This is a genomic window from Microcoleus sp. AT8-A3, from assembly GCF_036705675.1.
GTDB lineage: Bacteria > Cyanobacteriota > Cyanobacteriia > Cyanobacteriales > Microcoleaceae > Microcoleus.
This window is the reverse complement of record NZ_JAUBVD010000056.1, coordinates 19,039-39,773: the sequence shown is the minus strand read 5'-3', so window position 1 is coordinate 39,773 and position 20,735 is coordinate 19,039. Positions and strand designations below refer to the sequence as shown.

Sequence of the window (20,735 nt, the reverse complement as noted above, 5' to 3'; positions counted from 1 at the left end):
ATTGATTCCACGGATAAATCACGTGGCGGGTACCATCAAGAAATTCGCTTGTCAGCCTACTTTTACCAAATCCGGGTTAAAAACCCCGATCGGACTCAGCGCTTGCAACGGTTCAAGAGCAAAACTTTCGTCCGCACAGAGGGGGAGTGAAGAATAAAGGGGTAAAAATCCCGGATTTGGCATTAATTAATCAATCCGCAAATTGAAAGGCAAGCGAACGTAAATCCCCTGCGGGTCGTTCATCGACTTGATCGCAGCCAATTCCTCTTGCATTTTCTTAAATTCGGCCGTTAGCGGGTCGAGTTTGGCGGCTGGTTTCAAAACGTGAACGCCTGAAAGTCTTTCCAAAATTCGCTCCTCCAAAGTGCGGCGTTTTGGATATTCTTCCACCTTCCAATCGTCGCCTAGTTTAGCTTGCTTAGCAGCCTCTCTGACAGCATCTTCAAGACCGCCAATTTCATCCACTAAACCCAACTGTTTCGCGGCCGTACCAGACCACACCCTGCCTTGAGCAATTTCTTGTACCTGGTTTTTCGGCAGTTTGCGGGCGGTGGCGACTTTAGTAATAAATCGATCGTAAATGCTATCGACTCTCCTCTGAATATTCGCCAATTCTTGAGGATTTTTCGGGCGGGAAACCGTGTTAATATCTGCAAAGCGGGCGGTTTTCACCACGTCCCAAGTCAGGCCGTTGTTAGCAGCCAACTTTTCGGCGTTGAACCGCATTCCAAAAACGCCTATCGAACCGGTAATCGTATTCGGTTCGGCAAAAATGCGGTTGGAACCCATCGAAATCCAATAGCCACCGGATGCTGCTAAATTGCCCATTGAAACAATAACTGGTTTCTTTTTCCCCGTCAGCATTACTTCGCGTGCAATTACTTCGGCCCCCGTCGCGCTGCCTCCGGGACTGTTGACGCGCAAAACTACGGCTTTTACGTCGTCATCTTCTCGGATTTTCCGCATTGCTTGAGCGATGCGATCGCCTCCTACTTGAGTCGGGCCCCCTTCGCCGTCTACAATCTCTCCTTCAGCGTAAAGTATAGCAACTTGGTTTTTCTTGTCAGCGCGAGTTGAGTTTTTATTTTCAGCAATTCTCGCGTAGTTTTTCAAACTAATTTGCTTGAAAGATTTGTTTTCGCGATCGGTTCCTGTGAGTTTTTTGAGTTCTGTCGATACTTCGTCAAAGTATACAACTTTATCAACTAACTTGTTTTTGAGAGCTTCGTCAGCCATCAAAATTCCGCCCTTATCTGCAAGCGCTTGCAGTTGCGGCACAGTCACTTTGCGACTTGGGGCGACAGTTTTCAGGTATTCTCCCCACATATCTCCGAGCAACTTTTGAGTTTGCTGGCGATTTTCGGGACTCATTTTTGTCAGCAAAAACGGCTCAACGGCTGACTTGTATTTGCCGACGCGAGTGACTTGCACTCCCACGCCGTATTTTTCCAAAGCACCAGTGAGAAACATTGCCTGACTGCTAAAACCGTTGATTTCCAAAGCGCCGTAAGGATTTACGGCAATTGTATTAGCAACGGAACCGAGGTAATAATCTCGCTCATTCCAGTCCATCTGGTAAGCAAAAATGGGTTTTTTGGCATCTCGGAAACGCTGCAAGGCCGATCGAACTTCTTTGAGATTGGCAAACCCGCTGCTGCTCGAATTTGAGCTGCCTTCAAGATAAAGGCCAACGATTTTCGGGTCTTTTTTCGCATATTCGATCGTGTCTAAAACAGTCCGCAGCGTCACTGTATCGCCGGAATCTTCCGAAAGCACTTCTTCAATCGCCGCGCTAGTGCTGCGGCTCGGTTTGCTGTCGGTAATATTTAAAGAAAGGTCTAATACCAATACAGACTTATCTTTAACTTGCGGGCCTGAATCTTTAGACGACGATGCCGCCAGAGCAATTAGTAGTACCAGTCCCCCCAATCCGATGCTGCCCAGCAGCAACAATCCTAGGAAGGTTCCCAGTAAACTTGCACAGGTATATTTTAGGAAATCTTTCATTAGATAATTGGTAATTAGTTATTAGTCAATAGTCAATAGTCATTAGTTAGAGTATATCCGGTGAGAGTGGAATGATACCGAGACGAGCGTCCCGCTCGCACTGCAATCGGAATGATATTTTTCCGATGCCAGCGGAAACGATATTATGGGTAATTCCTGCAACTAGGATTTAGCAATTATCCTCTGTCGTAGTTATTAGCTAATGACTTTTGACTGCTGACTAATGACTTTTGACTGCTGACTCACTTTTATCTTAACCTTTCCAAAACCCCAGAATGTTTTAGCTCATCCAAATTACCGCAGCCCGTACAGAACATCACGGTGGCGATTTCTGCAATTAAAACCTCAGCTAGAAGGGCTGCGGCGGATTCCGATTCCGCAGCAGCTTGTAGAAACGGCCGCGCCAGTCCCGCAATATCCGCGCCAAGGGCGAGAGCCTTCGCTGCATCCAACCCATTCTGCAAGCCTCCAGAGGCAATCAGAGGAACATCCGGCGCTACGGCGCGGGTGCTGACAATGCACTCGGCTGTCGGTATTCCCCAGTCGGCAAAGGTTGCGCCCAACCTGCGCTGCTTGCCATCTTTAGCTCGCTCTCCTTCTATTTTCGCCCAAGAAGTGCCTCCGGCCCCGGCAATGTCGATCGCACCTACCCCGGCGGCGAGCAATTTCTTTGCCATTTTTCCTGAAATACCGTTGCCGACTTCTTTAGCAATAACTGGTACTGGTAATTTATCGCACAATTTGGCAATTTTATCTAGCAGTCCTTTAAAGTTAGTATCGCCTTCGGTTTGGACGCACTCTTGCAGCGGATTGAGGTGCAAAATTAGGGCATCTGCTTCGAGAATATCAATGATTTTTTGGCACTGTTCCAAACCGTAATTGTAGTTTAATTGAACGGCTCCGATATTTGCAAATAACAGAATATCTGGAGCGCGGCGGCGGACGGCAAATGTAGGAGCGAGTTGAGGATTTTCTACAACAATTCGCTGGGAACCGACTCCCATTGCTAGTTTGTATTCTTGCGCGACATCGGCGAGGCGATAATTGATTGTCTGGGCTAATTCTGTGCCGCCGGTCATTGAGGAAATTAGCAGGGGAACGGCTAGTTTTTTGTTGAGAAATGTGGAGGTTAAATCTATTTCAGTGCGATCGAGTTCTGGCAAACAGCAGTGTTCAAAACGGTAGCGTTCGAGGCCGCTGGTAGTTTCGCGAAATTGTACGTCTTCTTCGAGGCAAATCCGCAGGTGGTCTGCTTTGCGGGTTTCGGTTTGCGAGGGGGAGGTTAGCGGCAAGTTCACTGTGGCTATTTGGGGAAAGAGTTGTGATTTGGGAATATAGCAATTTTATTTCATTTTTGATTTTTTTTTATGAACCGCAGAGAGCGCAGAGGGCACAGAGGAGAAGAAAGGAGAGAGGTTCGCAAATCCTGTAAGGGTTGTTGTATTATCCAGGAACAGTCAGCGGCATTCCGTTATCTGAAGCTTTCAACTTGAGTAAAAAAGGAACTGCTTTTTGCACCCATGCTTTGACTGATGGGTAATTTGCCGCATCTTCTCCGAAACAAATGTCTAGCATATCGGTGTGAATTATCCCCGGATTCAAAGGAAATGCTGCCATACCTGCGGGCAATTCTTGAGCGAGCGATCGCGTAAGTCCTTCTATTGCCCACTTGGAAGCGCAATAGGGAGCGACTTCCGGCGAAGTTGACCTTCCCCAACCAGAACTAAAGTTGACAATTATGCCACTTTTTCGAGCAATCATTGCCGGGACAAAGTGACGAATTACATTAGCTGTACCTTTAATGTTAACATCAATTACCTGAGAAAATTCTTCGTTGCTGATATTCCAAAGAGGCGCGAGATGATTAGCTACGCCTGCATTATTAATTAACAAATCTGGGGGAGCATTTTTTGCCAGCATTTCTGTGGCCCAAGCTTTTACTCGATCGTCGTTGGTGACATCCAAACAAGTAAAATGGTGGGGCGCACTATATTTTTGTCGGAGTTTTTCCACCGCTTCGGAAGAACGGGCGCATCCCACAACTGTATGTCCCAATTCAATAAACTTTTCGGTCATGGCAAGACCTAGACCGCGACTGACTCCGGTAATTACAATTAATTTTGTCATAGATTTGCTCCAAGTTTGACATTAAGTAATACAATACATCTTGACCAAGAATTTCTTCATGTGGTACCCGCCACGTGATTTATCTCGCGCAAGTCAATCCAAAATCTAAAATCCTTGCGTCCCCCGAATTAATCTCGCGCAAGTCAATCCAAAATCTAAAATCTAAAATCTAAAATCGAATGACTGGTGAATTGACAAATCGATCGCAGGGAGAAAGCATGAAAGTAAAAGCAGCAGTTGCTCGCAGTGCCGGCAAACCTTTGAGCATTGAAACGGTTGATCTAGATGGGCCGAGGGCTGGAGAGGTGCTGGTGGAAATTAAAGCCACGGGTGTTTGTCACACTGACGCTTACACTCTTTCCGGTGCCGATCCAGAAGGCTTGTTTCCGGCTATTTTAGGCCACGAGGGAGCCGGGATTGTCGCAGAAGTTGGGCCGGGAGTCACGAGTGTCAAAGTGGGCGATCGGGTAATTCCTCTCTACATTCCCGAATGTCGCAACTGCGAATATTGTTTGAGCCGCAAAACTAACCTCTGTCAAGCAATTCGCCTGACTCAAGGCCAGGGAGTGATGCCCGACGGCACGAGCCGATTTTCCATAGATGGGCAGAAACTATACCATTACATGGGAACTTCTACCTTTGCTAATTATACAGTATTGCCAGAAATTGCGGTAGCCAAAATTCGCGAAGATGCTCCTTTTGATAAAGTTTGTTTAATCGGCTGCGGCGTAACAACTGGCATCGGCGCTGTCATCAATACTGCGAAAGTAGAGCCGGGATCTAATGTGGTAGTTTTCGGTTTGGGCGGCGTGGGTTTGAATGTAATTCAAGCAGCTCGCATGGTGGGAGCTAACATGATTGTCGGCGTAGACTTGAACCCCGACAAGCGAGAGATGGCGGAAAAATTCGGCATGACTCACTTTGTCAATCCCCGCGAAGTCGAAGGCGATTTAGTGCCTTATTTAGTAGATTTAACCAAAGGCGGCGCTGATTACAGTTTTGAATGTATCGGCAACATTAATGTGATGCGCCAAGCTTTAGAATGCTGCCACAAAGGTTGGGGCGTGAGCGTAATTGTCGGGGTAGCGGGAGCCGGTCAAGAAATTAGCACCCGCCCGTTTCAGCTAGTAACTGGTAGGGTTTGGAAAGGGACGGCTTTTGGTGGCGCAAAAGGCCGAACTGATGTGCCTAAGATTGTGGATTGGTACATGGACGGTAAAATTGATATTGACAGTCTGGTAACTCAGGTAATGCCGATCGACAAAATCAATGAAGCCTTTGATTTAATGCACAAAGGCGAAGTAATTCGCACAGTTTTGACATTTTGAAGGAAAAAGGAAGAAGGAAGAAGGAAGAAGGTACTCTTCCGCGCACCCAACATAACTTCTCTCTTCTCTCTTCCTCTGCGCCCTCTGCGCCCTCTGCGGTTAAAAAAAATCTAATTCAAAAATGAAATAGAATTAACATGATATCAGACTCCCTAAAACTGCACAAAGAACAGAAAAGTTTCCGTGGCAAACTCGGCTTTTACAGCCATCAATCCTCAACCTGCAACAGCGAGATGAAATTCGCAGTTTATCAGCCGCCGCAAGCTTTATCTCAACCCGTACCCGTCCTGTATTTTCTATCAGGTTTAACCTGCACAGAAGAGAACTTTATGGCAAAAGCGGGGGCGCAACAATTTGCGGCCAAATACGGGTTAATGCTGGTTGCGCCCGACACAAGCCCGCGCAATACAGGCATCCCTGGGGAAGATGACGATTGGGATTTAGGAAGTGGTGCAGGTTTTTATGTTGATGCGAAAGCCGCACCTTGGAATGCTCACTATCGAATGTACAGTTATGTGGTTGATGAATTGCCGAATTTAATCGCCGACAATTTTCCGGCGATACCGGAAAAACAAGGAATTTTCGGTCATTCGATGGGCGGACACGGGGCTTTAATTTGTGCGTTGAAAAATGGATCTCGCTATCTTTCAGTTTCCGCTTTTGCGCCGATTTCCGCGCCAATGCGCTGCCCTTGGGGACAAAAAGCTTTTGCAAACTACCTCGGCAGCGACAAAGAGATTTGGAGGGCTTGGGATGCTAGCGAATTGGTGCTTGAGGCGCAATACAACCGTCCGATTCTGATTGACTGCGGCACGGCTGATTCGTTTCTTGCTGATGGGCAGTTGTTGCCGGAAGTGTTCGCGGAAGCTTGTGCAAAAGCGGGACAGCCCCTGAATTTAAGGATGCAGGAAGGTTACGATCACAGCTATTATTTTATAGCTAGTTTTATCGAGGATCATATTCAATTTCACGCGGCTGCTTTGTGTGAGTGAACTTTAGTTTGTAGTAAGGACTTTAGTCCTTAAACCTAATTTCATTGTGCAGCGCACTCCAGGGGACTAAAAGCATATCAGCTATTTGCGATTGTCCTCTAGACCTGTAGATATCCATAGCTTTCTCAAAATCTTCAATTCCCCCCTGTAAATCTCCTGTTCCACTTCGAGCTGTAGCACGAATCATGTAAGCTTCTACAAAGTCAGGATTGAGATTTATTGCTTGAGTAAAAGCTGCAACTGCTTCCTCGTACAGCCCCCTGCGACCGAGGTCGAATCCTTGTTCGTAAAATTCTCGAGCTTCCATAGCATTTCTTAATTATCGATGTAGTTAATTCTGGAGCGTCGATATAGAAGTTTTTAAGCCGATGAAATAGAGCAGACGGGTGTAAGGACACGGCAGTCCCGTTGATGGTTTGTAGTGAGGAATTTAGTCCTTAAAAGAAGGACTGAACTCCTCACTACAAACGGTTAATTAAGATCAATCGGAAATACCCAGTCTTTATAATTGCTGTCGCGATTTTCGATAATCCCGGTTAGTTTGTCCAAAATCTTTTCGGTGATGGGTCGGTTTTTGGGCAAGTGATAGTTTTCTACTCGCTTAATTGGCGTAATTTTGGCTGCGGTTCCGCAGAGGAAAATTTCGTCTGCAATCAACAGTTCTGATCTATCAACGGGTCTTTCTATGACTTCAATTCCTAAGTCTCTGGCGATTGTGATTACGCTGTCTCTGGTAATTCCTTCGAGAATATCTTGCTCGAAACCGGGAGTAACTAATTTACCGTTTCTGGCGACAAATATGTTCATCCCTGAAGCTTCGCTGACTTTTCCCTGAGTGTTCATCATAATTGCTTCGTCGAAGCCGGATTCTACTGCTTCGGTTTTGGCTAAAGCTGAGGTGATGTAGGCGCCGCTAATTTTACCTCTTAAGGGCAAACTGCGGTCTTCTTGGCGGTACCAAGAGCTAATTCTACAGTTGACTCCTTCTTTGGGCAAATAGTCGGAAAGTTCTAATCCGTAGACAAAAAAGTCGGTTTCTACGTTGTGCAGTCGGGGGGCAATTCCTAAACTGGATGTGTAGATAAAAGGGCGGATATAAAATGATTTTGTTGGTTGGTTTTTCTGGACAAAATCAATAATTATTTGTTGGATTTTGCTGGCTGGTAAATCGCAGTTGAGGAAGCGGGCACTTTGACTTAATCTTTGACAGTGGCGGTCTAATCTAAATAGCAATATTCGATCGGCATTTTGGGGGTCTGGAATTCCCCGCAACCCGCCTAAAACTCCGGTTCCGTAGTGCAGTGCGTGGGTGGCTATGGAAATTTTGGCGTCGGTAAATGGGAGAAATTGGTTTTGAAAGTAGGCAATTGGTAGAAAACTATCCATGATTCAAGCTGGCGATGAGTTTGGCAGTCCGCGAGGAAAGCTGAATTTGGTTATATTACCATAAGTTATACCACTTTAGATTTTAGATTTTAGATTTTAGATTTACAAGGACTGATTTGATATCAGTTTGGCTCTGGTCAAAAGTTACCTTTTTTTGATTAAATGAGATGATTATTGTGTTATTCGAGGAATCGATAAAATAATATAAAGTGCGGTCATTTTGGTTGATAATTGTTTTGGGAAAAACTGCGATCAACTAAAAATAAAAATCAACCAAGGGGCAACTATGGCACGTAAATGTTTCATCATTGAGATGGGGATGGGTATAGACCAGCACGGGCAGGAACCGACTGTAGCCTGTGCAAGGGCTGTACGAAATGCGATCGCCCACAATGCTCTCCTAGGCGTCTGGGAAGTGGCTGGTTTGAGCGACCCGAATCAGATGATTGTTGAGGTAAAGGTGGCTGTTCCTTACCCGGAACAAGTGCGCGCCGAGGAGGTGTTGGCGGTGCTGCCTTTTGGCAGCAAAACTCTGATTGTGGAGCAAGGAGGCATGATTGTGCCAGGAAGGGCGATCGCCTCTCTGAATGATAAAAATGATGAAATGCTAATCGCTGTGGCGGCTGTGACTGTTTTTGTCGAAACTGAGGACTAATTAATTTGGTGTTCTTTGAATAAATCGCCAGATCGCACTTGCTTGTTTCCGCGATCGGGCGATCGAACGCCTGTGTGTAAAAAAATGATTAATTTAGGCTAAGTCTCGAATTAGGAAAAGTAGAGTGCGATCGGCTTTTAGGCGATCGGACTCTACCTCCTCTACCTGATATTACGGCTGACTGGTATCTGCCAACATTTGGTTAACCATTTGCAAGTGCGCCTGAAGGTTCGGCAACTTTTGGGTTGCCCAAGCCTTCAATTCGGGATCTTGTCCCTGTTGAGATTGAGCTTGAAACAAAGCAATAGCCTGATTGTGGCTGTCGATCATAGCCTGCTTATAAGCCCTGTCAAAACTTGTACCAGAGAGTCCCGAAAGTCGCTCCATCAAAGCTTTGTTCTGGGTACTCATTTCGGTTGGCAGTTTTACCTCTTTTTGCATTGCTAACTGCATCAATTCTTCATTAGCCTGGGTGTGTTCCTCAACCATTTCTTGCCCGTATTGTTTCACACTAGCACTAGAACCGCGCTCCACGGCTAACTTGCCGAGCTGCACTTCCATCATACCAATTTGACCTGCTTGCATGGCAAAGTTTTTGTCTTGGCTGCTGAGAGAATTAGGCGAAGTTTCGCTATAGCAATCCTAAATGAATTGTGTAATTTTTGTAGGGCAAACCCCCCGTGGTTGCCCCGATCCGTGGGGGGTAGGCACTCTTAGCACTACCCCTACATATTTGTACAACTGATGCGAGGATTGCTATATCGTGTCCGCTAACATAACCCCTATTAGCTGTGTAGTGAGGGCTTCATTCCTCAACTTTTGATGATAAGGAAGAATCCTCACTACCAACCAATTGCAGTGACGTTATTCTAGCGGGCATGATCTCATCAGTCATTAGCAATCTACTCATCACTTGTGATTAATGCTTTACGTTGATAGCTGTTGGAATCGCGGTGGTACACAAGTTAATCGAGCCTGTTAATCGGCTGGCGCATATCCCATTGCAATTCGGCTAAAACCAGCAAGCTAAATACCATTACGGTTCCCGTAAATAGGAAAGACCAACCGCCCGTGTAAGGCAAAATCAAAATTCCCACCAGGTGAAGTAAACTTGCGGCTAAAAGCGCGCGCGATCGCACTGCAAATCCAGTCCCCAAATACCCTATTCCGCTCATTCCCAACCACAGGGGACAGAGATTCGCCAATACTTTTCCCCAACTGAGAAAAATTGCTAAATCGGTCAGCAGCAATCCTAATAACATTAGTATTACCCAACCGTAAAGCACCCAAAGCAGGCGTTCTATTTTGACCCAAGAGTATGTCATGCTTACCATTGCGGCTGTACCTACGAGGCTGAGCGCTGACCACAAACCGGCTTGCAGCATCCAACTCACCGAAAAAAATTGTGCTGTGCCGAACATGGGTATTAACAGCAAGCTCCACAGCAAGCAAGTTCGATCGAGACAAGTATAAAATTGTGAATAAAATCGATCTTTGCCAAGGGGAAACTGAACCTGCCAAAGCCCTTCTAACTCCGGAACCTCGATGTTAAGCTGTTTCCGGCGCAGAGGCGGAACTGAACAATTAAAAAAGGTCATATCTGAAACTATTAAAATTTACAATTATTTGCTTAGGTACTATCTCAGCAGCAATCGCTCTAATTGCAATCTGTCAATCGGATTAATCTAGGTAATTGGAGAATCTGCCTGCAGTTATAGTTATTCGATCGCACCAGGTAAAACAGGAAGAGATAGATTGCACAAGTTGATTAAATAGCTCTTGCGACAGATGGCTGGAATATTACTGATTCGATAATTTTAAAATAGTTAACTTTGTTACAGAATTTATGCTCACTTCATCGCATCCTCTCAAACAGGTATTCCACTGCCCGGAAGAATCGGATTTTTACGCGCACTGCTTGGAAAGTTTAGTGTTAAATGCTAGTGACAATTATCGATTTATCGTAGAGTTTGGTTCAGGAGAGGGAAGTCCTGTTATTAAGTCTTTGCTGAGAACTGATTTTGATGGGACAATACAGGGATTTGAGCTAAATAATGTAGCTTGGAAAATTGCTCAGTCTCAAATTAAGGAATATGAACTGAGCGAACAATACAAGGTCAACAATTGCTCTTTTTTTGATTCGCCTTTATACGAGTCGGCGGATTGTGTAATCTCAAATCCCCCTTACTTGCCGGCGGTGGATGATAAAATCTACCAGCCGTTGTTGCACGGCGGGAGTGATGGTTGTACAATTGCTAAGAAACTTTTATCTTTGGGCAGCGATGAAGTTTTGCTGATGGTTTCTAGCTATTCTAATCCTGTGGGTTTGATCGATTATGCCTTGGATCGAGGCTACTCGGTTGCGAATTTTGAAATTGCACCTTTAACTTTTGGCTATTATAGTTCGGAACCCAAGGTGAAAAGCGCGATCGCCACTCTCAGAGAACAGGGAATGGCTTTTTATTCGGAAAATATCTATCTGCTGGCTGGAGTTTTGTTTAAGAAGCACCAAAAGTCGCCCAGAGATTTGTCGATCGAGCTAATTCAGTTAATGACAGCATTTTAAAATACAGGCCTGGTAGGTGCAAGATGCCTGTTCCACCATGGTCAGCAACAGGCAAGATGTCTGTTCCACAAAGAGTGTATTTCTTGTGGAACAGGCATCTTGCCTGTTCCTAAAAGGCTTATTGAGAACGGTGAAATATCTAGGGTGCATCCGTCTTTGATGCACCCTAGATAGCTGTTAATTGCGTTCTGCAGCTTGGATCGATCGCACCACAGCAGCAGCAGCCCGATCGCCGATCGACTTCTCCTGATCGTACCCCAACACCAGTTCCCAAGCCTCCTGCGGGTATCTATCAACCAGCGGGATCGCCACTTCATCCAACATCCACCGGCCATGACGTTCATCTTCTTTGATGTGGAGTTCCCAATAACCCATCGCAGCGTGCGAGAGGCCCAAACGCTGGGCGGCGGCTAGATAATTGCGGTAAGCCACAGGCCCCGCCACCTCAAAATATGTGAGTCCGCCGTTATAGCGCAGAAAATGGCGCTTGCGTTCCGTCAGCAGGAAGTTGTGATTAATACTTGCGAGCACTTCCCAAGGCACTAAATCGAAGTACGCTTCCGGTTCCGTACTCATATCGAATTCTGCCAGCATTTGAGCAAAAAAGGTCGAGTGCTTGCGCGGGAGGCGACCGCCGCCGTATTCTTCGATCAGCACTCGCGTAAGGGTGCACTGAATTTCGTTGCCGGCACCGCCGATGATGCGAGAAACACGGCTGGCTTCCACTAAACCGTCGAAGGAGGCGATCGCCAGTAGGTGTTTGTATCCCTCTTCAGTCATCTGTTCCCGCTGGTAGCGATCGAGCTCAGTTAGCGGAGGATCGACATCTGCCGCGGCGCGATCGCGCAGCGCTTGCTTGACATCCGGCAATTTTTGCAGCGCTGCAACGTCGATTTGTGCGATTTCCCACTGCTGCCAAGGTTCCTCAATGCGATCGCGCACGGAACGCAAATAGTGCGATCGCTCGTTATTGTAGCGGCGCAAATCGTCGTACCAAAACAAGTTGAGGCGGTTGATGCGGTAAAGTATGCGCTGCAAGAAGCGGTGAGCGGCCTCATCGCCCGGTTCCTGTTGGTAAGCTGCTTGAATTGCATAGGCGATCGCGCTTTCAAAATCGCTGACAAGTAACGGTTTTGCCGCCACCGTCTTGTCTAAATCCTCGACTTCTAGCAAATTGACAAATTGGCGATCGGCTGCTTCGTAATTTGGAAGTGCGGGCTGCTTTTTGGGAAGACTCGGCGAGTCGGAAGAAGGAAGTATCTCTAGGGTGTTTTGCATGGAATAAAGTTATGCTAACTCTAATTATTGTGGTGCCTGCCCAAACAGCCAACCGTTGCTGATTGCTGAGGATTATGGCTACTTTTCTTGAAGATAGCTAATCTGTCAGCACGATACACCTTTCTATTGATAGAGATTTGACAAAAATCTAATTGGTCACAACTGCCCCGATTCATTCCGAAAGCAGGGTGACTGACGGAGACTTTATCAAACTCCCCAAAGTAATTGGAGCTAATATCTGAGCATCTTTTGGAGCCGGCACTGCTTGCCGCCACGCTTTGATACCTCCTGAAAGGACAACAACATTCAGGCTAATATCCTTAATCTTATTTGATAATTTCAGGTAACATGAGATTCTCATTAATGTCGATATTTATACTATATCCGGGTTTACAACCCCCGTTCTTGTCATTGTTCACTGCGTGAAGCAATCGCAAACATTCTGCTTCTAGACAGAATGTTTTACATGAGCGGTTTTCAGACGAGTAAGCGTATTAATTTTTTGTCAGTAGGAGAGCGCCAAATAAAACCATCGATTTTTTAATTTTTTGAGGTTCACGAAAGGATGTTTTTGTTTACGTATAAAAAAGGAAATTTTCCGTTCATCGCTGTCTGAGCGATAGATGAAATAGCGAGTTCCGTCTCCGAATCCCATAGTGCTATGAATAAAGATAACTTCCAGCACTCCGCCCTTTGCGATCGCCCTGACTTCTCCTCCCCGCGACAGCCCTTTAAATTTTTCAGGTAAACTAATTTTTATTCCCCGATTATAATCGTCTGTTGAACTTTGTTTCTCTCCTTTTAATTGCCCTGAATGAATTAGAGCGACGATTTCTTCTCGGTGTTTGACATAAGCATTAAAGTTATTCACTGGATTCTCGTGGTATAAAGCCTGGTTGAATCCAATCATCAGAAGCAATAAACTAGAAAAAAGGATCGATGTCTGACATAAAGCTAGTCTGCTGTAATTTCGCCACAGGTTTTTAATATCTCGTACCAACTTCCTAGTAGCGATCGCTGCTATGAAAGTAGCAGGTAAAATTAAAAATCCCAAATCCAGGAACGTCATTGGCAAATTAATTTTTGGCAAAACTGGAAAATAAGAAATTGTAAAAAATATAGTGAACCCAGAAATAAGTAGGCTTACTATCACAGAGGAAATATTGGGTGTGTTGGCTTTGCGAGCTTTTCTGTCAGCGGTGAATTCAAGACGGTGTAAGTTTCTCATAGTCTCATCTTTTTCGCTCGATGTCTCTATTAAATCAGGTGGCTATTTGAGAACTTGAGTGAGTTCTCATCGACTTCTCATCGACTTTTCCAGGAGTTACGCAACGCAGACCTGTGACAGAAACCGGGTTTCTGGCCAAGACTTTGCAATCAACCTGAGATTTTTGCTCAGAAACCCGGTTTCTCTGGAGTTATCGCAGGGTTAGAAACCGGGTTTGTGGCCAAGACTTTGCAATAAACCCAATGTTTTTTGTCAGAAACCCGGTTTCTCTGGGCTTATAGCCGATCGCCAAAATACTCCTGATACAACCGACATCTCGGAATGCAATGATTTCCATCCAATTTCACCAACCCCATACTATTTAACTTAAACCCCAATTCAGACCTCAATCTAACTGGCTGGGAAACACTCACAATCTCTCTCATCGCCTCCATTAATTCCGAGTATTTCTCTAAATTCCATAAATGCCGCCGCAAATGATCGCTATAAATTCCCGCTTCAGTTGCAGATTCTTTCACTAACCGATCTAAAGTCACATCTTGACGGGAAATATGATACATTCCTAGGCGCACTAAATAAGGATTTCCGCCCACTAACCCCATCACTTCTCCAACTTCATTCCCACTCCAATTCAATCCGTGCCGTTTAGCCAAATCTTGCACTTGCTGCGAATTAAACTCAGGCAAATCAATGGGCAACCCTACATTAAACGGCGATTTATTCACATCCAGCGGGATATAAACTTCTGTGGAATGCACCACAATCAAACGAAACTTTTTCCAAATATCGCGCCGTTTTGCTTCTTCGTGCAAAGCTCGCAATAACCCAAAGAAGTCGTCGGCAATTTCCGGTGATTCAAATAGGCGATCGCTCTCATCCAGGCCTAACGTCAGAGGACTTGAAGATTCTGACAGTAAATACTGTTCAAAATAAGCCTTGCAGCACTGATTGCTGCCAATCAAATCGGCTAATTCCCAACACTTGGGCAACTGCTCCAGCATTCCTAACTCTTGACCGATGCTAGCACAAAACCACTGCAAAAATGTATCTGAATTAGCAAATATTTTCCTATTTGCTAGCTGAAAACTCAGCGCTACCGTGCGAGAACCTTGCAGTTCGGCATGATGCAAAATCCTTGCCATCAAGGAAGTTTTGCCCATTTGTCTGGGTGCTTTTATACGGATCAGGGCTCCCGGTTGGGCGATCGTCTCGTAACAGCGGGATTCGATCGGAGGGCGATCGATATAAAAACAAGAAGTGAGTTCAACTTGTCCTCCCGGCAATTCTGGCGGCGCGGCTGGCAGGGGTTGACTTATTGACTGTTTGGTGCTAGTAATTACTTGCCATTCTACAGCCAATTCATGGTCGGCAGTTAACGATGTGCGACCTTCTTTGATAATGGTTAAAATTTGTGATAATAACTTAAATGAGTCGCCAACACCGCGCCACAGCCAGGGCTGAATTCCTGCTAAATAGCTAAGTAAATCAAAGGAAAGCGGTGTATTTAATTCAACTATAATCGGTAAAATTGCGGGTTTATGACCAGTTAAATTGTGCAATTCTTTGGCTAGCTGCACTTGTTCCAATACCATTTCGCTAGCGGCCGATTCTTCGGAAATCAGCAGCAGCAAATAATCGCAACGCTTTAAATATGAGGCTGAGTCGCTGCTGTTGTTAATAAAAAAGACTTCGTGGCCTCCCGCACTCAAAGCTTGGTGTAACTGCTGAGAAAGGGTTTTGTGTGAGGTGGTGAGGGCGTTGGCTAAGCCCTCGAAGACGATCGCCACTTTGGCCCTCACCAGCACTACCTCCTCTGGCTCTGAATTCGCCTCAAAATCGGCTATATCGCGCCATTCCTGCCCCAATCCGCGACAAATTTCGATGAAATTGGCATAATCCACAGGTTTGCCATTCAGAAAATGGCTGACTGTAGATTGGGCCATCCCTAAATCCTCAGCCAGAATTTTCTGACTGGGAAAGCCATTTCTCAGGAGACAGGATTTAACTGCGCGAATGCACTCTTCGCGCACCCTTAGCGATCGTGGCATTGCTTATCACAATCAAAACACTGAAACCATCATAAATGCCAACCGCCCCTAAAGTCGATGAAAAGTCGATGAAAAGTCGATGATTTTTCAAATAACTCAGTCGCCAACTCAAATAGCCGCCTGATTAGATTAGAAATAACAAGGTTGAATCCCATCAAAACGAGGCAAAAGCATTGTGTATTCTATCCTAATTTGGTCGCTGGCGTCAGCCACTAATCAACCAGGTTTCGCCTTCACCCCGCCCCTATTCTGGCTGCTACTCGGAGTTGTGCTTAGTGCGATGGAGCTATTAATCATCAAAACTCAGCCCCAAAAATACAGATTTTACCTGCTAATGATGGGAGCTTCGGCTGTAATTGAATCATTTATTTTGTGGAGAGGATCTGTAGCATTTGAGTTTAGTTGGGCGAACATAATGTATGAAGATTTTGACTGGCAAATCTTCTACTGGATGGGGATAGCCCTCGCGCTGAGCATCTGGATTCGACCGATTTTCATTGTTCGCAAAAAGTTTGTCATTCCCGAAGCCACGGAAGCGACAACAATCTCCGAAATTTTCCCCGGAGAAACCGGAATGGTGATTTATGAAGGGGCTTCCTGGAAAGCTCGCAATGAAGATTCCCAAGGGGCGATCGCACCCCGACAAAAAGTTTATGTTTTGCGCCGCGAAGGAAACACGTTGATTGTTGTACCTGACAGATTAATTCACATCAACGGCTAAACCTTGGCACTAACCTCAATTCATTCAGGAATTACGCACGCTGTGTTGAGAAACCGGGTTTTTTACCGAATCTGCGGGCTCTAACGAAATATTTTCGTAAAAAACCCGGTTTCTAAATCCCAATGTGCAAATCCTATCATCTTTAGTTCACAGCTTAAAATTAGCAGGAGATTCACTATGTATCACTATTTTTTGACGATTTTGTTTGCAATCACCGGAGTATCCTTAGCCAGCAGCGTAAAAATCGTCCGTCAAGGAGATGAGGCGTTAGTCGAAATTTTCGGAAAGTACGATCGCAAGAAACTCGAACCGGGTATAACCTTTTTGATTCCCTTTGTCGAACAAGTCGCCTATAAACAAACTCTGCGCGAGCAAATTTTAAGGCTGTCACCGCAAGAATGCACGACGCGCGATCGGGTTGCCGTCACCGTTGATTTTATTGTGTACTGGCGAATCATTGACTTAGAAAAAGCTTCCTACAAAGTGCAGAATCTCAAGGAAGCGATGTTAAATATGCTGATTCTTTCAATTCGGACTCACCTTGCTAAATTATCTGTTGAGGAACTCTACACGGCTCGACATGAGATTAATAATGCTTTAGTGGAAGAGTTGGATACAACGACAGATCCTTGGGGTGTGAAGTTTACGAGAGTGGAATTGCGCGATTTTGCGATCGGCAGTAAAGTGATTCAGCCCACATCCATTGACCGGAAAGAAGTACAAAAGCTGCGAGCTTAAAGATTAGTATTTCCTCCTTTTTCTCGTTACCAGGCTCTTCCTGGTAACGCAGATCCAGAGGCTCTGCCTCGCCGACTTTAATTCGCATTGTATATACCATTTAAGGAGACAACACCATGACTAACAATCAAGAATCAATAGTTCGCAATGCAGCTTGTCGCGGTTGTGGATGCTTATTACTTATAGCCGGTATTGGAGTAATGAATGGGATAGCTCTGCCATTTTATCTAAATAATACCAATAGAAGCAAGCAGTCAGAAGCAAAACAGTATGTTAGCTCAATGAACAAAGCGCAGCAAGCTCACTTTGCTGAAAAAAGTGCTTTTGCCACTTCTGTTAATGCTTTGGAAATTGGGATAAAAACGGAGACAACAAAATACAAGTATTCAGTTCGCGCCACAAAGCAAACTGCTTTTAATTATGGAGTCTCCAAGCAACCACAACTTAAGAGTTATGTCGGCGGTGTCTTTCTAGTTCCTGTTAAAAAATTTGAGCCCAAGGCTGCTAAAGATGGAATAATAACAACAATATCCATATTCTGCCAAGCTGATTCTCCCGGTACAATTAAACCAGCGGAACCCACCTATGAAAATGGTAAACTTGCTTGTAGCACAGGCACAACACAAGTGACCAGATAATCTAATTATAGGCAAGATCATGACAGTCGATTACCAATATCAAATCGGCGGCAGTCTCCCGCAAAATGCACCTACTTATGTAGTGCGACAAGCTGACTCAGAACTTTATCAAGCCCTCAAAGCCGGAGAGTTTTGTTACGTGCTCAATTCCCGACAAATGGGCAAATCTAGTTTGCTAGTGCGAACTGTACAAAAACTCTCGGCTGATGGCATTGCTTGTGCTACGATCGACCTTTCGGACATTGGCAACCAGCAAGTCTCTCTAGATAAGTGGTACGGCGGCGTCGCTTACAAACTCTTGTGCAGCTTCAACCTGTTTAACCCAGTCGAGTTTATGGCTTGGTGGCGGGAGAGAGAGTTGATGTCGCCGGTGCAGCGCTTAGGAGAGTTAATTGAAGAATTGCTGCTGGTCAAAATTTCTCAAAACCTGGTCATTTTTATTGATGAAATTGATAGCGTTCTGAGTTTCCAAGAACCGCTAGACGATTTTTTTGCATTAATTAGATGTTGCTACAATAAACGCGCTCACAATTCAGAATACCAGCGCATTACATTTGCTTTGCTGGGAGTAGCTACCCCATCGGATTTAATTAGCGATGCAACTCGCACGCCCTTCAATATCGGTTTACCTATTGAATTGCACGGTTTTAACTTACAAGAAGCTCTGCCTTTAGCAAAGGGATTTGAGGGAAAAGTAGACAATCCTCAAGAGGTTTTAAAAGAGATTTTGGACTGGACTGGAGGGCAGCCATTTCTGACTCAAAAGCTTTGCAAGCTGATTCTACACCATTTAAAAAAATTAGCGTCTGCTTCTATTATATCAGATTCAACGGATGAAACCAAAACTAAAAATTTTACTACAAATCAATTATTAATTAGCGAGATCGTGCAATCTCATATTATTGATAATTGGGAATCGTCCGATGAACCAGTACACATTAAAACAATTCGCGATCGCCTTCTCAGAAGTCCGCACCGCGCCAGTAGGTTATTAGGACTATATCAAAAAATATTGCCACCCTGCGATCCCCCCCAACCCCCCTTAATAAGGGGGGAGAAAATGCCAGAATTACCCTTGTTAAGGGGGGCAGGGGGGATCTGCGCCGATGATACTCCCGAACAAACCGAACAGCAACTGAGTGGAAATCAGCAACCTTCAGAACCCCCCTTATTAAGGGGGGCAGGGGGGATCTGCGCCGATGATACTCCCGAACAAACAGAATTGCGGCTGAGCGGATTAGTAGTAAAACGAGCCGGAAAATTAACCGTATCCAACCGCATTTACGCAGCTATATTCAGCCATGACTGGGTAGAAAAAGCGCTCGGCGACTTGCGCCCCTATGCTGAATCCCTAACAGCATGGATAGCTACCAATTGTCAAGACGAATCTCGCTTGTTGCGCGGTCAAGCACTGGAAGATGCCCGACAGTGGGCGGCAAATAAAAGCTTGAATACCCAAGATTATCAATTTTTAGGTGCAAGTCAAGAAGCGGAGTTTGCCAAATTGCGCGATCGCGAAAAACAAACTCAAGCTGAAATGGAACAACTGCGCCGCGAAAAAAAGTTACTAGAGGAACTAAGCGAAGCACAAAAGCAGAAAAAAGTGATTGCAGCTAAACTTTGGCGCGAGCAACAACTGAGAGTGCAAACAGTTACCGGCTCCGCAGTCATATTAATATCAATCCTGATAGTAACTTTTTGGGTAAAACCGTCAATCGAAGAAAGAAACAACAAAATTCTCACTCTCAGTTTGCTATCAGAAACGCTATTTGCTGCGGATAAAAAAGAAGAAGCTTTGCTAGAAAGCATCAGAGCTGTTACAGAAATGAAACGATCGCTCGGAGTGAGTTCAGATATTCAGATGCGAGTGGCGATCGCCCTAGAACAGGCAGTTTACAACTTTCGGGAACGCCGCCGCTTGCAGAGTCAAGCCAGTACCCTTGCTTTCGCGAGTTTCAGTCCCGACAGTCAAACAATTGTGACTGCTACCGATGATAATTATATCAAGCTTTGGCAAACTAATGGAACTTTGCAAGCAACATTGACAGGGCATACTGATAAAATTATCAGGGCAGTTTTCAATGCTAGCGGTCAGATAATTGTCTCTGCAAGCGACGACCAAACTCTCAAAATTTGGCAAAAAGATGGCAAGTTAATTCATGATATAAAAGCACACAGCGGTCAAATAACAAGCGTCTGTTTGAGTCCAGATGGTAAAATTATTGCTTCAGCAAGTGCCGATGGAACAGTTAAGCTATGGAAAATCAACGGTGAAGAATTGTCAAGTTTAAAAGTCGAGCGAGGTTGGATAACCAGCGCGAGTTTTAGCCCCGACGGTCAGATAATTGCTGCGGCTGGCACTGATGGCACTGTTAAACTTTGGAGTTTGAGAAAGATTGTGGAAAAGTTGCAAAAACAGCAGTCAATTGAAGCAAGCTCCGATATCAAATTGCTCCGAACTTTACAGATTGAAAGTGATAAAATAATGAGTGTAGCTTTCAGTCCAGATGGAGCAATGCTGGCGACTGCAAGTGCTGGGGGAACTGCGAGAATTTGGAGCAAAGACGGCACACCGCTAAGTATTTTAAAGCATACAAGTGGAGTGACTAATATCAGCTTTAGTCCCGACAGTCAAATGTTGCTATCTGCAAGCACAGACAAAATGGTGAGGCTGTGGAACATTGACGGTACATTGCTCAAAACTTTAAAAGGTAACAAGGATGCTGTTTGGAGTGCGAGTTTTAGTCCAGACGGCAAAGCGATCGCTACTGCTAGCGCTGACGGTACGGTGATGCTGTGGAATTTTAATCTTGACGATTTGTTGCAGCAGGGTTGCGATGGAGCCCGCAATTATTTTCAGACAAATCCGATCGCCTATCCCAGCAATCGCCACCTCTGCGACGGGATTGGAACTCAGTCGGAACTCACGCAAAAAAAACCGGGTTAATCGATTTTAGATTTTAGATTTTAGATTTTAGATTAAAGAATTGAAGCATTGACTTGCGCGAGATAAATTCGGTGGC

17 protein-coding genes and 1 pseudogene are annotated in these 20,735 nt (G+C 45.1%); 8 read left to right on the top strand and 10 right to left on the bottom strand.

Annotation, left to right across the window (positions count from 1 at the left end):
- Positions 1–186: 186 nt before the first annotated feature.
- The 3 genes from sppA to QUB51_RS24570 all read right to left on the bottom strand — a co-directional run bounded on the left by sppA (position 187) and on the right by QUB51_RS24570 (position 4,134).
- Positions 187–2,007, bottom strand: a complete 1,821-nt coding sequence (gene sppA, locus QUB51_RS24580) for a signal peptide peptidase SppA (RefSeq protein ID WP_333052823.1) — start codon at positions 2,005–2,007, stop codon at positions 187–189.
- 248 nt (positions 2,008–2,255) lie between these two features.
- The gene (gene fni, locus QUB51_RS24575; RefSeq protein WP_333052824.1) at positions 2,256–3,305 is read right to left on the bottom strand and encodes a type 2 isopentenyl-diphosphate Delta-isomerase; all 1,050 of its coding nucleotides are present in this window, start codon (positions 3,303–3,305) and stop codon (positions 2,256–2,258) included.
- Between the two features lie 145 nt (positions 3,306–3,450).
- Complete coding sequence (locus tag QUB51_RS24570) at positions 3,451–4,134, bottom strand: SDR family NAD(P)-dependent oxidoreductase (protein WP_333052826.1); 684 nt, start codon at positions 4,132–4,134, stop codon at positions 3,451–3,453.
- 218 nt (positions 4,135–4,352) lie between these two features.
- Between QUB51_RS24570 and QUB51_RS24565 the strand changes: the two genes are divergently transcribed.
- Entirely contained in the window at positions 4,353–5,462 is a 1,110-nt protein-coding gene (locus QUB51_RS24565; protein ID WP_333052929.1) for an S-(hydroxymethyl)glutathione dehydrogenase/class III alcohol dehydrogenase, read from the top strand.
- A 137-nt stretch (positions 5,463–5,599) separates the two neighbouring features.
- A complete protein-coding gene (fghA, locus tag QUB51_RS24560; RefSeq protein WP_333211947.1) occupies positions 5,600–6,454 on the top strand; it encodes an S-formylglutathione hydrolase in 855 nt (284 codons plus the stop codon).
- Between the two features lie 22 nt (positions 6,455–6,476).
- Here fghA and QUB51_RS24555 read toward each other — a convergent pair whose 3' ends face one another.
- The gene (locus QUB51_RS24555) at positions 6,477–6,761 is read right to left on the bottom strand and encodes a tetratricopeptide repeat protein (protein ID WP_333052830.1); all 285 of its coding nucleotides are present in this window, start codon (positions 6,759–6,761) and stop codon (positions 6,477–6,479) included.
- A gap of 164 nt (positions 6,762–6,925) precedes the next feature.
- Positions 6,926–7,840 carry a branched-chain amino acid transaminase gene (locus tag QUB51_RS24550; RefSeq protein WP_333052831.1) on the bottom strand — a complete coding sequence of 305 codons (915 nt, stop codon included), beginning with the start codon at positions 7,838–7,840 and terminating at the stop codon, positions 6,926–6,928.
- A 286-nt stretch (positions 7,841–8,126) separates the two neighbouring features.
- Between QUB51_RS24550 and QUB51_RS24545 the strand changes: the two genes are divergently transcribed.
- Positions 8,127–8,495: a Lin0512 family protein gene (locus tag QUB51_RS24545; protein WP_333052834.1), complete on the top strand. Its 369-nt coding sequence runs from the start codon at positions 8,127–8,129 to the stop codon at positions 8,493–8,495.
- Between the two features lie 171 nt (positions 8,496–8,666).
- Here the strand turns inward: QUB51_RS24545 and QUB51_RS24540 are convergent.
- Positions 8,667–9,086, bottom strand: a pseudogene (locus tag QUB51_RS24540) (DUF4142 domain-containing protein); the annotation flags it as partial.
- 374 nt (positions 9,087–9,460) lie between these two features.
- On the bottom strand, positions 9,461–10,093 hold the full coding sequence (locus QUB51_RS24535; protein WP_333052835.1) for a hypothetical protein: 633 nt from the start codon (positions 10,091–10,093) through the stop codon (positions 9,461–9,463).
- Between the two features lie 248 nt (positions 10,094–10,341).
- Here QUB51_RS24535 and QUB51_RS24530 point away from each other — a divergent pair, with 248 nt between their 5' ends.
- Complete coding sequence (locus tag QUB51_RS24530; RefSeq protein WP_333052836.1) at positions 10,342–11,061, top strand: SAM-dependent methyltransferase; 720 nt, start codon at positions 10,342–10,344, stop codon at positions 11,059–11,061.
- 177 nt (positions 11,062–11,238) lie between these two features.
- On the opposite strand, the gene QUB51_RS24525 is transcribed toward QUB51_RS24530, so the two are convergent.
- From QUB51_RS24525 to QUB51_RS24515, 3 genes are all read right to left on the bottom strand, one after another.
- The gene (locus tag QUB51_RS24525; RefSeq protein ID WP_333233582.1) at positions 11,239–12,339 is read right to left on the bottom strand and encodes an iron-containing redox enzyme family protein; all 1,101 of its coding nucleotides are present in this window, start codon (positions 12,337–12,339) and stop codon (positions 11,239–11,241) included.
- Positions 12,340–12,844: 505 nt separating this feature from the next.
- The gene (locus QUB51_RS24520) at positions 12,845–13,408 is read right to left on the bottom strand and encodes a hypothetical protein (RefSeq protein ID WP_333211940.1); all 564 of its coding nucleotides are present in this window, start codon (positions 13,406–13,408) and stop codon (positions 12,845–12,847) included.
- A 434-nt stretch (positions 13,409–13,842) separates the two neighbouring features.
- Positions 13,843–15,615, bottom strand: a complete 1,773-nt coding sequence (locus QUB51_RS24515) for an AAA-like domain-containing protein (protein ID WP_333211938.1) — start codon at positions 15,613–15,615, stop codon at positions 13,843–13,845.
- Between the two features lie 175 nt (positions 15,616–15,790).
- Here QUB51_RS24515 and QUB51_RS24510 point away from each other — a divergent pair, with 175 nt between their 5' ends.
- The 4 genes from QUB51_RS24510 (at position 15,791) to QUB51_RS24495 (ending at position 20,659) form a co-directional block, all read left to right on the top strand.
- The gene (locus QUB51_RS24510) at positions 15,791–16,336 is read left to right on the top strand and encodes an NfeD family protein (protein ID WP_333052842.1); all 546 of its coding nucleotides are present in this window, start codon (positions 15,791–15,793) and stop codon (positions 16,334–16,336) included.
- A gap of 177 nt (positions 16,337–16,513) precedes the next feature.
- Positions 16,514–17,074 carry an SPFH domain-containing protein gene (locus QUB51_RS24505; protein WP_333052843.1) on the top strand — a complete coding sequence of 187 codons (561 nt, stop codon included), beginning with the start codon at positions 16,514–16,516 and terminating at the stop codon, positions 17,072–17,074.
- Between the two features lie 116 nt (positions 17,075–17,190).
- Positions 17,191–17,712, top strand: coding sequence for a type IV pilin-like G/H family protein (locus QUB51_RS24500; RefSeq protein ID WP_333211932.1), 522 nt, complete (start codon positions 17,191–17,193; stop codon positions 17,710–17,712).
- Between the two features lie 19 nt (positions 17,713–17,731).
- Complete coding sequence (locus QUB51_RS24495) at positions 17,732–20,659, top strand: AAA-like domain-containing protein (protein ID WP_333263630.1); 2,928 nt, start codon at positions 17,732–17,734, stop codon at positions 20,657–20,659.
- Positions 20,660–20,735 lie beyond the last annotated feature (76 nt).